The organism is uncultured Algoriphagus sp. (assembly GCF_963974835.1).
GTDB lineage: Bacteria > Bacteroidota > Bacteroidia > Cytophagales > Cyclobacteriaceae > Algoriphagus.
The window spans coordinates 1-13439 of the sequence record NZ_CAXBET010000029.1 but is presented as its reverse complement, the minus strand read 5'-3'; the positions used below and the strand labels follow the sequence as shown (position 1 = coordinate 13439).

12 protein-coding genes and 1 tRNA gene are annotated in these 13439 nt (G+C 39.4%); 1 reads left to right on the top strand and 12 read right to left on the bottom strand.

Features of this window, described 5'->3' with window-relative positions; translation table 11 throughout:
* Nucleotides 1-6: 6 nt before the first annotated feature.
* Nucleotides 7-80: transfer RNA gene (locus AACZ73_RS22900), tRNA-Asn, on the top strand.
* A gap of 1089 nt (nucleotides 81-1169) precedes the next feature.
* Here AACZ73_RS22900 and AACZ73_RS22895 read toward each other — a convergent pair.
* The 12 genes from AACZ73_RS22895 to AACZ73_RS22840 form a co-directional block, all read right to left on the bottom strand.
* On the bottom strand, nucleotides 1170-1541 hold the full coding sequence (locus tag AACZ73_RS22895) for a hypothetical protein (RefSeq protein ID WP_339881384.1): 372 nt from the start codon (nucleotides 1539-1541) through the stop codon (nucleotides 1170-1172).
* Nucleotides 1542-1633: 92 nt separating this feature from the next.
* On the bottom strand, nucleotides 1634-1933 hold the full coding sequence (locus AACZ73_RS22890; protein ID WP_339881383.1) for a carboxypeptidase-like regulatory domain-containing protein: 300 nt from the start codon (nucleotides 1931-1933) through the stop codon (nucleotides 1634-1636).
* Between the two features lie 1361 nt (nucleotides 1934-3294).
* Entirely contained in the window at nucleotides 3295-3741 is a 447-nt protein-coding gene (locus AACZ73_RS22885; protein WP_339881381.1) for an RES domain-containing protein, read from the bottom strand.
* Nucleotides 3742-3750: 9 nt separating this feature from the next.
* A complete protein-coding gene (locus AACZ73_RS22880; RefSeq protein WP_339881379.1) occupies nucleotides 3751-4197 on the bottom strand; it encodes an antitoxin Xre/MbcA/ParS toxin-binding domain-containing protein in 447 nt (148 codons plus the stop codon).
* A gap of 894 nt (nucleotides 4198-5091) precedes the next feature.
* Nucleotides 5092-5559 (bottom strand): hypothetical protein, encoded by a 468-nt coding sequence (locus AACZ73_RS22875; RefSeq protein WP_339881377.1) that lies wholly within the window; start codon nucleotides 5557-5559, stop codon nucleotides 5092-5094.
* A 779-nt stretch (nucleotides 5560-6338) separates the two neighbouring features.
* Nucleotides 6339-6677 carry a helix-turn-helix domain-containing protein gene (locus tag AACZ73_RS22870; protein WP_339881375.1) on the bottom strand — a complete coding sequence of 113 codons (339 nt, stop codon included), beginning with the start codon at nucleotides 6675-6677 and terminating at the stop codon, nucleotides 6339-6341.
* Between the two features lie 423 nt (nucleotides 6678-7100).
* Entirely contained in the window at nucleotides 7101-9014 is a 1914-nt protein-coding gene (mobC, locus tag AACZ73_RS22865; RefSeq protein WP_339881373.1) for a conjugal transfer protein MobC, read from the bottom strand.
* Nucleotides 9014-10294, bottom strand: a complete 1281-nt coding sequence (locus tag AACZ73_RS22860) for a relaxase/mobilization nuclease domain-containing protein (protein WP_339881371.1) — start codon at nucleotides 10292-10294, stop codon at nucleotides 9014-9016. Before AACZ73_RS22860 ends, mobC begins: the two co-directional genes overlap by 1 nt.
* Nucleotides 10279-10842 carry a hypothetical protein gene (locus AACZ73_RS22855; RefSeq protein ID WP_339881369.1) on the bottom strand — a complete coding sequence of 188 codons (564 nt, stop codon included), beginning with the start codon at nucleotides 10840-10842 and terminating at the stop codon, nucleotides 10279-10281. The genes AACZ73_RS22860 and AACZ73_RS22855 overlap by 16 nt, the downstream gene beginning before the upstream one ends.
* Nucleotides 10843-10852: 10 nt before the next feature.
* The gene (locus tag AACZ73_RS22850; RefSeq protein WP_339881367.1) at nucleotides 10853-11068 is read right to left on the bottom strand and encodes a hypothetical protein; all 216 of its coding nucleotides are present in this window, start codon (nucleotides 11066-11068) and stop codon (nucleotides 10853-10855) included.
* A gap of 310 nt (nucleotides 11069-11378) precedes the next feature.
* On the bottom strand, nucleotides 11379-11603 hold the full coding sequence (locus tag AACZ73_RS22845; RefSeq protein WP_339881365.1) for a hypothetical protein: 225 nt from the start codon (nucleotides 11601-11603) through the stop codon (nucleotides 11379-11381).
* Nucleotides 11604-11651: 48 nt separating this feature from the next.
* The gene (locus AACZ73_RS22840) at nucleotides 11652-13016 is read right to left on the bottom strand and encodes an IS110 family transposase (RefSeq protein WP_339881363.1); all 1365 of its coding nucleotides are present in this window, start codon (nucleotides 13014-13016) and stop codon (nucleotides 11652-11654) included.
* Between the last annotated feature and the right edge of the window lie 423 nt (nucleotides 13017-13439).

Below are 13439 nucleotides of genomic sequence, written 5' to 3'. Positions count from 1 at the left end.
CAAAATTCCTCCTTAGCTCAGTTGGTTAGAGCATCTGACTGTTAATCAGAGGGTCCAAGGTTCAAGTCCTTGAGGAGGAGCTTAATAATCAGCCACTTACAACTAAAATTTGTGAGTGGCTTTTTTTATTTGCACACGATTTGCACAATTTTTTTTTATTATTTAGCCTCTATCGATTCACGTTTTTATGGAGAGTAATTCGAGCAAAAATATCCAGGCTAATAGTTGATATAGTGTTGTTTCGAAAACTATCCCAAAGCGGGCACTAAATCAGTTGAAGGGGGAATCCTACTAAATAACTACACTAATTCACCCATGAAATGGTTATGGTAGTTCTTCCCGGTAGCAGACCATTGGAGGGCCTAAATCATGTATCTCTTAAACCTCCTACTTTGGGGCGGCTGCTACCACTAGATGCATTAATGGATCGCCATATTTACGGAATTGGTATTAAGTTATTCTGGAAGAATATCTCCTTAGGAAGCAGGAAGTAAATACCTATTACCAATTATTGAATTTACTAGTGTATTCTGGGCACTCTCTGAGATTTGTAATTGGTTATCTGATGATATAACAATGCTTCTATCTCTTTTTTACTCACATCCTCGATGTTTTGGCTTTCAAAAAATGCTAAAAACTGAGTTAGGGAAGATGCATAGTTTTAACCGTAGAAGGGCTATAGGATTTAAGAATTAATTACTGTTCCAGATCTGCCTATTCCTGAATAGATTGCACATGAAAGGTTTTACCACGCATTCTATTTTTTGTTGGGTATTGACTAAAATTGGTTTAGAATATCGCAAATCTTATAGATTGAGTTCCCAAGCTGAAATTACAATAGATGAAGTTCTCAGTCTGAATGCAAATCATTTGGGTAAAACTTCACTTGGATAAATTTAATATCTTATACAGGAATGTAGATTTACATGTCTGGTCAAGTTAAATTCCGACGATTTCTTTCGAGGAGAGTGATGAATTCCCAATTGCCACTCCAATCACAAAAGGAACCATTAAAAAGATGATCAATATAATCAAATACAAGAAGCGGCTCAGGAGAGAGACCGCCTTATTTGAATGGTTATTAATTCAGATCAACCTGATAATAAAGTATTATTTCAGATTCAATATCCATATACTTAATTACAGGAAATCTGCAGTGTCCTTGACGATTAGATCGATTTAATCATCCCAGAAATCTTCTCTTTTAATATACTCCTTGTATGCTTTTCCTCATTTTTTCCCACGCTTTCATACATGCTTCCAGGCATGAATGCTTGGATCAGGGAGAAAAATTGAAAATACCTTTCCTGGGAAGCAAGCGGGCCTTTTTTCTTTGACACCAACAACTGTTCTATAACAGGTTTAAGCCGTCTCAATGGGAATTCCTGTACCAGATAAGTGGAAAAACTACTGGTCAGTTCCACTCGAAGCATGACCTGAAACAACTCTTTGTTATTGCTCGCAAATTCCCAATAGGCCCAGCACATTGCCTCGAGCTGTTTCCTGGGTGCCCGGTGAGTATATTGTGCTATTTCCAACATTTCATCTAACTTCTCAAAGCCCAATCTGGTTAAGTGATTGAAAAATCTCGTCCTTGTTTCTGAAATATTCCATTATTAATGAAGTCGAAAATTCAGTCTGTTTGGCAAAGAGTCACATTGATCTCCAAAGTAGTCCCTATGTAAACTTCCTTGGTCACAAAGCCCACAAAGCTAAACAACAAGGTACTTGCGCTTTCTGAAACAGTGATGGAATACGAACCATCCAAATCGGTCATGGTCCCTTGAGAAGTCCCCTTCACCACTATACTGGCACCGGGTATGCCCAGTTGGTCATCGCCAGAAATAACCCGTCCAGAGATCGTTCTGGAATGGGCCATGGCTGTTCCTAAATAAAATACAACCAAGAAAAAGCTTAGTAAAATTTTCTTCATATTTATTCGCATTAATTTATTTAATTATAAACTCCTGGAATAAAATTAAGAGGTCATATAACAATTATGTAAAACCTTAATTAGTGACTATAAAATATAACAAGCCAAATTAAATTAGGGTAAACGTTGAAAAAATAAAGTAACTATATATTTGTTATGTAGTTTTTGAAAATTACTTAAAAGGAAACCAAATAGTATATTTCCGACATATATTTCATGAAACGAAAAAATCTATATTGAATAAACTATTATTAAAATTGTAAAAAATCGACATCTTATAACGATATAATTGAAAAGACTATTAAAGACAAATTATTTTCTTCTACAAATTTCAGCCGGTCTTAAAATCATATATGCTAAGCAATTAAACCAATCAAAAGATTATAAGTAAAAACAAAAAAAACCGAATTATATATCAGGCATTTTTGTTAAAAAGAAATAAAAAAATATTTTCAATTGACGCAATTACCCCCTTAAATTGTCGCATTCAAGCCCCATTTTACTTAACATTATTTTGATTTTTTTAATCATCAGAGCACAAACGGAACAGAATGGATATAGGCATTAATGTTGAATCCATGGGTCTTTAAGTAAAAAAATGAAAAATGCTGGATCAAAAAACAAACTTAAATCCAGAGCCATAAGCTGTTATTTCAGCATCAATGATTTACCCAATATACCAGCCTCCTACAAAATGCACATATTCCTAGACCCTGGAACCAATTCAATCAGGCATATCTTTTGGAAAGGCAGCTGACTTAAAGTTATTACCATTGGACAATTCAAAAAAATGCTATGGATTGTCTTACTAAAAGATCTCCTTTTCCAGTCACTTCAAAAACTCTCCAAAGACTGCTCTTTGTAGGTATTAATATTATTTCAATAATTAACGTTGTCCCTAAACGCCATTCTAGAAATGGTATTGTCTCGGCTATACGCTAACAAGCTGGCAGCAATTAACTTTTTAAGTACGGTTTTACTAAGACAAGCGTATCGAGCTTGCTCAAGGAAACCTGAAATGTTTTTTAGAAGTAATCGATACGTTATACTCATTTGCAAAAACTTTAAACCTTTCCAAGCCAATAGCCCTTCTTGTCGAATCAATTTCTAAAATATTATCTATGGAATAGATTTTTATAATTCCGTCATCTTCAATAATTGCCTGACCAATTTCGGTGTATTTACAAATACGGTCCTTTAATATATTTTTGGCATCTACCTAAAGTGCAATTGGATTAAATCTTCCTTCTTTCATTCCATAATAATCTTTTAGTCACGGAAAACTACACCGCATTTTCCTGTCCACATTGCTTCGGAGCAAAGGATTTTTAGTCCAAATTGCTTAGTGCATAATAGAAATATTATTTAGCTAATCTAGAATCAAAGTGGAATCCACTTTGGTCGATAATTTTGACCTTGTAATATGCTGGATGCCGGCAATTCAAAATGTAATTGTTAGAACTATGGATAATACAGCTTGGTACTTTAAGTGCAATTGATTTATTGGATTCTATCCAATTTTCTGCCAATTCAGCTAAAATCGCGGGAGCAGGATAATTTGTCCAATTATCAGGCAAGTCTTCAATTTTAATTTCTTGAATCGAATTGTCCGGTATCTCGATAGTTAATATATCCAATTCGGGAATGAATGAGGGGGGAGTGTGGACAATCGTTTCAAGCAGTGCAATTTCTTTACTCTCCCCAGTGTAAAGAACCGGGGAACCTTTCATGTTCCAACGGCCACCATACAATGCTGCTCCTATCCCAGAAATATCCCCTGCATATTTTTTTCCTATTATTCTGTACACATACATTGGTCAACTGTAAACTCCATGTTGGATACGACCCAATACATCTCTAACTTTTGAAATGCCACCAGGGATTTCAATTAATTCATCAGGTTCAATACCACCCATCGATATATTTGGTAATTTTAACCATTGGAAAAACTTATCTTTACTACCAAACACTTCGATTCCATATAGGAAAAGATCGGCAGCCTCTAGTAGCTGGACTGAATTATTAACTTTTAAGTCATCTTTGGATCGCAATAATCTGTAAAGCGTAGGCTCAGACAAATTCAATAGGTTAGCCGTATAATTTTTTGACAGATTGAAATAATCGATGAAATGAATAATTGCGTCGGAATTCAATCCCCGAATGGCAATTGTTATAAAATCAAAAGTGCTATCAACTCGGGACTTTATATTTTCTTTTCCCAAAACATCGGAAAGCTTATTATATCTATCAATCGTCTTATCCATAACCTATCATTTGATAATTATATTTATCATATGAACGAAAGTTAGATGTTTTCGTTTCAAATAAAAATATTCAATTGATAAATTTTCACTTCAACTTGGCTAATAAATGTTTAAAAGCTGCATTCGAAAAACGGTCTTCCAAATACAATTGATCTAGGGATAAATGGAATATAAAGAGGCCTATCCTATCCCTAAATGTAAATGTAATAAGATACTTAAAGGGTCTATTTCAAGGGAGAACTACCAAACAGTAAAGCCAGGAGACGGGTTTAGCCATACCAAGGTAAGATGAATACATTCTACTGCTTTCTGTGCCTTAAAAGCTGATTCAGGCAAGAGCTGCCTGTCATTTTTAAGCTGCGCAATTCAATTTTGGATGTATGTTGCTTGGCTTTCCCTGAGGCAATTATTTACTGGGCCCGTATATATGCAAGGTAATCCCATTTCTGCAATGAGTTCTTCGTTACAATATCTGCTAGACTCAAATAATCCAATGCTATAACACCCGCATGGTTCAGCCCTGATTCTATTCCCGTCGACTGCACCAATTCATGAAAAAGCATGGATTAGTAGCCTTCCGGCGGTTTTTAAACCTTCCTTTTGTTGGCATTGATCAGATCCAGTTACTGTAGTTTCCATTTTTCTACAGGGTTTAGTTAAAGATGGTCTGTTATAGCAGTTCCTGCGGGGAGGAGGCACTAAATGCAAGAGGAAACGGAATAAAATAGCAAAGACCTTAGCATAGGCTTTATGCCGTAGTCTCTTGCCTGGTTTGAAGACTCCCCGTTACGAGTCAAAGCCTGTTTAAATTCTATCCACGAGGATGGTGAACTCTGGTCTACCTTGATATGATGCGATTAGTCCTTACGGGGTATTTGTCTCATTGACTAGTGTCTATCTATGAATATATTCCCTACTTTCTACTGTTTTGGAGCTTACAAATGCAATCGCCAATCCAATCAAAATATGGATACCAATCATAGCAATTGTAGGAATCAGAGGAAAAGGAAGGATGGGTGCATTTGATAAGGGTATTACAAAAAAACTCATTGATGACCATAGTAAAAACCCATAGACAATTCCTGAAATCAAAATCCTTTTCCGAACAATTGAAAATTTTTTATACAGAACAAAAAACAAATTGGTCCAAATTGTAGCAATCAAAAAATGAAAGAGCACGCCAAAACCAATTAAATCATTACTGGCAAATGCCTCATTCCCAAACCATCCACTGGCAATGTATTGAAACACACCAGAAGGCCCTACTTTAGAAAAGTAATAGGCATGACCAACCGCAGCAATTGCATCCAATAAACCTATCAGAAATCCAGACACTAGACCTCTTACTATTAATTTTCCCATATTCTGAATTTTCAGGATACTTATAACTTTAATCAAACCGCTTCGCTTTTATGTTTACAATCAAAGCAAAACCCAAATATTTCAAACAATAAATAGTTAACATTGAAAAATGACCTTATTAAATGCTATCCTAACAGCTTTTCTATTTTGATGTAAATATCAAATACCATAATATCTGAAAATTGTATATTTCCGACTGAATCAACTTCCCTATTTTTAAAAATGGCCTGTATTATCCTATGGGCTTGGGGGATTTATTCTCCTCTGCTGCCAGGGCGCCATGATTATTATGGATATCACAGTCAGATGCCTTAAGTTGCCCTTGCCAATCAAGAAGATAAACCGGGATTTCCCAAATAAAAAAGTTGCTATGAAAGTCGATTTCACTTATTCTGGCTTCCTATAGGCCTTTAGGTTTGTGTATTATATAAGTAAGTACAGTCGGTCAGAAGTGGCTTCCTAGTCGGTCAATTTGAAACCAAAGCTTAAACAATAGGAGATCAGTTATTGATTTTCCGCCCCAGTGTCCATTCGCAAAAGGAATCTTTTTGTTTAAAGCGCTTCTTAAATCCATCACCTTAATGAAAAGTCGTTATCCTTTAAAATCAGGATTGACAACTATGCTATGCAGGTAAACAGCATTGTAGTTATCCTTTTATCCCCCGATATCGGGATCACTATACGGTACACCGAAAATGCAAGCTATTTCGATACCAATCCCATTTATGAATTGGAGCCCATTTTCCACTACAATCAAAGCAGTATTAGGAGTAAGTAAATTAGTTTCTTAATTCCCGATCAACATATTTCTTCTTTGATTTGAATTGGACTACATCCAAAAATAAGTCCTTGGTTCCTGCTTTAATCCATTCCTCAATTTCCTGTCTAAAAAAATATAGTTTTCCAGCCTTCTTGTGGTAAGGTATCTTTCTTTTGGATACATAGCTGTAAATAGTCTGTCTTTTTAGCTCTAACAAATCACAAATTCTGCTTAAAGTCAATATTTCTTCATTTTCAGCAAAAGAAGGAATAGTGTGTTGAATCCTGGTTAAAATCAAGTTGTTTTGGTCAATTAACTGAGATATGGCATCAGGTAAATCTTCAAATTTCAAGTCCATGGGTCAGAAGTCATTAAAGGTGGAAAAAAGTGCATGATATGGGTTTTAATTGGAAGTAGTTCACCAGTTAGTGTGTAGTATGGATAATAACCGCATCAATAAAGCTATTGTGAATATCCAGAAACTAACAAAGTCATATCAGAATTCAACCTTTTCTCTGAAACGATGATTGGTATTGAAGATTCCATTACCAGAGTCAAATATGAGACACCGCAAAGCACGGAAGCTATTATGAATTTCATCAGAAGGTTTTGATCTTTTGTCAAAAAAAATTCCAAAAAACTAAAAATAATTTCAATCCACAATAGAAATCATTTAACTCCCTTTTTTTTAGCTTCAGTTGCTAATTTAGCAGTATTGTCCAAGCTTTAATTGCCATGATATATAGGCGAAAAATTAATATCAAGTAGCGTAATTGAGGGGTTAGGCGTCTATTGGATAACTAAACCACGTGTAATTTTCAATTATTTCTTCCCTATCCAAGTTCCGCACTTTTGGTATTTCCCGGAATGACTTTTCCTCCGAAGCAATCTTCGCGTGGTCGTTGATGATTTCACAATGAAAAGCCTTCAATGCTATTTTTTGCTGAGGATCATCTGCCACCATCCCCACAAACTGCCCTGAGGAAAGCTGGGCAATGGTAGCTGGGGGAACGGCCATATCCAATTGCTTGGAATGACTGAAGGAAGTATCCCCGGCATTAATGGTCATGCTTCGCCTGTTTTGCATGATTTTACCTATTCTATCGGAGAGCTGCTTTGCCGTATCACCCAATACCTGTCCTGAAACAATATTTCCAACTGTGTTCATGATTACTTCCGCCTGCTCCCTGCCGTAATCCTTTTTCAGCTGGCTGTAGTCCTGCACCCCCAATGTCGTCGATACTTTATTGGACCTGGCAGTGGCTATTAGACTATCAATTCCATTGAAATAAATGGTTGGAAACTCATCAAACACCAAGCTTGATTTAAGTTGGTTCTTTCTGTTGACCAGCTTGGTAATCCTGGAAATGTACAGGGAAAGCACTGCACCATACACCTGCTGCTTCTGAGGGTTATTTCCCATACAGATGACCTTGGGCTCTTTGGGATTATTGAGATCCAGCGTAAACTCCGAATGGGAAAGCACAAAATATAACTGGGGGGAAGACAGTCTGGCCATAGTTATTTTGGCACTGGCGATCTGTCCTTCCAACTGTTCGGCTGCTCCATGCAGGTAGGCTGAGACAAAGGGATTGATCAATACCTCTATTTCCGCCTCCAGACGAAGAACTGAAAACAACTTGTCGTAATCCACCTGCATCATCTCTATCACATGGGGTAAGCTACAATATTTTCCATGCCTGTATTTCTTTAAAAACCAGATTACAGCTGTCACAAAGTTGATGGGAGACTCCACAAAAAAATCACCCTGCTTTCTAATCCATTCCCTGTTTAATCCCAGCATTATCGTACGACTGGATTCGGATGCATCGGTGATGTCGAACATGGTGGCAGGTTCCAAAGGATTGCAGCGATGACTTCGATCCAAGTCATCAAAGTTGATGGTAAAAAACTCGGGTTTTACTTTAAATTTAGCTCCATTCCCCAATAAGGAATTATAGGCAATTCGGGAGAGATCATCGTATTTGAAATCATAGATGAACATCGAAAAGCCTTTGGCTATATGTTGGGTGATGATATGTCTGATCACAAAATAACTCTTCCCGGAACCTGGTGTCCCTGTCACCAATATCGCCCGAAATGGATTGATGATGTTGAGCCAACCCGACTTTAACTTACTCCCCAACCGATACCTGGTCGGCAGGTTGATGGAGAACTCATTTTCAAGCAGGCGTTCTTCTTGTGGAAACGTTTCGTTCAGGTGGTTGAACACTCCTTTTTCCCAGCCTCTCCACAGGTAGCGGGACAGTCTCCCGCCTGCTACCAGAATGAAAATCCAGCCTAAAAAGAGTACAAGCAGATAGCCCGGAACCACCATTCCCAACCGCAGCAGGCGAACACAAATCCATTCAGCAAAAAAATAACATAAAAGCCCAATTACGCCAGGCAGAATAATCCATCCCAATTTCACATTAACTGACTTTTTCCCCTTGGCTCCAATCAAGGATATAAGTAACAAACCCAAAGAAAATAAAAGGGTCTTGAGTTTGTTATCAAACAGCCCGGTTCTAACTACCTGTTCCAACAGTGTGTCAATCCATTCATGAGTCCATCCAATCCCGGAAAAAAAGTCATAGGCTATCAGGTATCCATGAATAGACAGAATCAATATGGAGGCCAACCGTGTAAAGTCGAGAATCTTCCTAAGCCCTTCTAAATTCTCACCCGTACCCATTATCGGTTGCCTTCATTACTGCCATCTCGTTTTCTTTTTCGTTTCCCTTTAGGATAAACCGATCCCTGGATAGGAGAATCGGAAATATCCCCAACGTTTATTTCCAAGACATTTGCACCAAGCTCAATTACTGAGGGACTAGAATCCATAGCTTGGTCTTTTATTCTTGGTTTATTGACAGCAGGCGAAGGGAATGAAACCTTGGAAGCTGCTTTGGATTCTCCTGCCAAACCAAAGTGTTCTGCCAGTTGATTTGCTGCAAATTTCTTCCCGAATTCTGACCCTTTAAAAACATAGCCTGACCGGTGATCCACAAACCTTACCCCATACAGTCTACCTGATTCGTTAAAAACCAAGCATAGGGCAATCCCATCTTTGAGCAATTCCTTTTTGAATTGATCAATTGAGCCAGAACCTCTCGCTTTCAGATTCTCAAAAACCTGATGAACATGGGCAGAAACATCCGCCTGCTTAGCTTTCTTCCTCGCAATTGCACGTCCATAACGCTTTTCCAGGCGATTCAGCGTTGGCTTACTATATAATGAACTGGCTTTGATCGGCACTCCTTTCCTCCTGCCCTGAATATCCAAAAAATGGAATATCAGGCCCCTGTTTTTATATCTTAGCGAATCCTTTTCCCCTCGGTAGGCAGTGACTTGAAACAACCCCAAGACAGCATTGAATTCTGAAAATGATGCAAAGGAATAGTTTGCCAAAACATGATTGATCACGGAGGCCAATCCCGCTTTGGTAGGAAGTTCACCATAAGCAGGTTTGATCAAAGACTTCAGATCAGGACCTATGTAATCCTGCTTCTCTGCCGGAATTAACACATGTTTAACCTCCAGCATTTTTCTCACCTTTTCAGATGTAGTCCTACCCAGGTTATGCGTCTCTATCCTATTCCCTTTCCGATCTATGTTGGTCGTGACAATATGCACATGAGGGTGCCCGGCATCCCAATGTGCATAAACCAGGTAAGGTTGGTTCCCAAAGCCAATCCCATCCAAATATTCTTCTGCCAACACCTTCATTTTCTGCTTATCCAATTGATCCTGTGGTGAGAAGTTCAAAGAGATATGCACCGCATTCGTATGTGTTCTTGAATTGAGGTCAGTGATTGATTTAAACTGCCTGGCCAATTGAAACCTATTCAATTGCTCAGCTCCTGGGAGCATGCCGGACGTCATCATCAAGGTAGCCTTACCCTCCTCCCTTTTTAGCTCGTTGTACTGCAGTATTCCGGCAATACTTTTACCGGTATTTATTCGGACAACCATTGCTGCTGGAGTTGGGATAACAGCGGTTTCAGACCGTCAATTTCCCGTTGGATCTTCTGCTGCTGATCACTGAGCTTTTTACCCAGCAGAAACTTCCTGATGGGCTGATTCGACTGGTGGAACCCCTTGGTCAATTGATTTACATTTACTCCGATTCGATGTATTTCCCCATAGATCTGTGCCAGCTGATGCATCACCTGATCCAAGGCCACATTCTGATAGCGAAGTTTTACTGGCCTGTTTTCTAGGATATCCCGGATGACCTCACTCATGGTCAGCCCTTTGGATTGTGTCACCAAACCTGATAGATAGTTATACCTGGATTCGGAAATTCTGCTTTCTATGCGATGCGGATACTTTGATTTTCTCTTGGAATAATTTCTCATTGGAAAGTATGATTCAAATGAATAGTTCTCTAAAAAAAGCCACTTCGGAGCGACTTCAAACGGATTGGCGTAGACAATCCTACATCTTGCTGACTGCACCACTGCGCAGTCCCTTCCCTTGCGGGCTTTGATGCTGACGGATAAATAACAGCTCCATTGCATCCCTTGAAAACTAATGATCCAGATTATAAATCCAATCGCTTGCCGCGGCTCTCCAATCTCTCACGGGCATTCCATTTTCATTTCTCCAGTCCATTGCCTGGTAATAAAAAAAGAAAACCTCCCCTTCTTCGGCCGGAAAATCATTTGCAGTAAAAAACTTATTGACTTCCTCCAGGCCCGGGCCAAGTGGCCTGGTCATCAGCTGTTCTGATTGCACATGTATCATGGTCTTGAATGTTTGATAGAAACCAAACTTCAAAACTTTAAACCAGGCTTATTCAGTAGATAAGTGAGAGTTGGGTAAGAGTTGCCCACACATTGAACCATTTAAAGAGGCAGGGACCTATAGCATATCAACCTAACCCATCTCCGGGATTACGCTGTCTGTGTTCCATCCCAACTATCATTGTACAGGGTTTGGCTCTAAAAAAGGAATCCGCTTTTCTTCAAAAGTAGGGTTTAGGAACGTGACCAAAGCGGATTTATAGCAGCATTGGGTTGCCAGGTTTGCCAGTCTGAGCCAGACTTGGAATATATCATACAAGGCATATCCGCTGAATAGAACCAAAACTGGGAAGTACTAGATTACAAACAACAATAATACAGGCAGGACAGCTCTCGGCAGGCGGAAATGTCACCATGCCAATGGCAGACATGTCAGCTTTTAACTTGATTGCGCGCTCGATAAAACCCAAGTGTTTTTCAATGTTCCCATGGATATTCCCTTTTTCGGATTTCGTTTGTGCAATGCAAATTTTCATACTTAGAAAGCAGGTGGTAATTATTCTGACTTACGAACCATAAAACCCTTAAAAATCAGATGTTTTAAGGCCCAGGTCGTCTTCTGTGAGACCGAATTTATCGATTTGCTTCTTTATCCTTTTAACTAATCCCAACTTTCTTTTCTGATCTAAAAAGAGATAGCCTTCCGGGTTGATGTACGGAACTCCTTTGACCACCATATTCCAGATAATAACTGCCAACTTTCGGGCTGTGGCACTGATAGCCGAAACCCTTCCCTTTCGGAAGTTAATCCGGTGGAAAAAGTCTCGCAATGGAGTGGAATCTTTCAGGTTTCCGATTGCATTTGCTGCATTCCGAAGTGCTATCTTCAGACGGTTGCTTCCTTTGGGGACTTTGCTGGAGAGAACCTTTCCTCCGCTGACTTTATTGTTGGGTGCAAGCCGGAGCCAACTGGCAAATTGCTTGGCAGTTTTGAATTTTCTGATCCCTTCCAACCCAACTTCGCTCATCAGGGCCAAGACGGTCGAATAACTCATGCCTTCAATGGCCAAAAGATCTGTCCCTTCAAACATCTGATAGGATCTCAGATTCAGATCAATGTCTCTGGGCGTATTTTTATTCACCCTTTTGTGCGGCTTTGGGTCAAGGTGATGCTGCCTCTTATTATCATCCGAATTGATGATCTGTTCCAGCATTTTATCAATTTCCAGGTCACACTGTTCTATTTTATTTTGCAGATGGTCATACGTTTCCAACTCCTGCTGCAGGGCAAATAGGTAATCCCTACGTCCATTGCCCTGTAAAGCTCTGGCTATCTCTTCTTCACTTTTCCTGCAGTTCCCGTGCTGTAAAGAGGCGAGTTTTGCCGCATCCACCTCCCCTTCACAGATCGAACGGATGATCAGAAGGCCGGTCAGGCCACAGATATCTTTCACCACCACGTCAAGTCTGAAATTCATCAACCGCAGGTATTTCTGCATCTTCTTGGAAGTAGATGCTGCTAAATGAAGTAGATTCGAGCGATGGCGGCAGTAAGTCCGAAGTTCTTCAGTCTGCCCATCCGGAAGGAAGCTACCCGTCAAAAGTCCCAGGGTATGCAACTTTTGGATCCACTTACAGTCCTTGATATCAGTTTTCTTCCCCTTGATGTTTTTAGTGAACTTCCCATTGCATAGGATGACCTGAAAGTTTCTGGAGAGCAGTACTGCATACAGGTTTTGCCAATAGGTACCTGTACTTTCCATGGCAATAGTTTTCACACCCTTTTCATTCAGCCAGTCTGCCATGGCAAAAAGATCCTGGTTGAAAATCCCGTACTCCCGAATATCGTGTTCAGACTGGCCCACTGCCACCCAGTGGGAGCGACTGCCTACGTCAACACCCGCAGCATGCGGATTGACGACTTCCATAGCGATAGATTCCTGTTCCATAAAAATCAGGTTTTGAATACTCTCCGGGGATGTGCTTTTGGCAAGAAAATATTCTGAAAAGAGTTCCCGAAAAAATCGGGACCACTACTGAAGTAATCGCAAGCATCCCAACCAGGATTGCGCCCGTGCTTCCCGATCTCTCAGGAGCAACAGTTTAAAAATCGGCTTTTCAGAGAGTCAATGAATTTACTAAAAAAGCGAATTCGAAACCGTTAGCTACGGAAGTAAATGTTTCAATATATAGGGGATTACCGCCAACGGTTTCGTGTATGAGCAGTAGCGGATTTTAAGCCACTAAACTGTCAAAAAGCACCGATCTTTGATTAATCGTTTTATATTTCGAATAAGCACTTAACCCGCTATTGCTTATAGTTCCCATGATATAATCTGGTTCGTTTTAAGGACAGAACCAAAAAGAATATA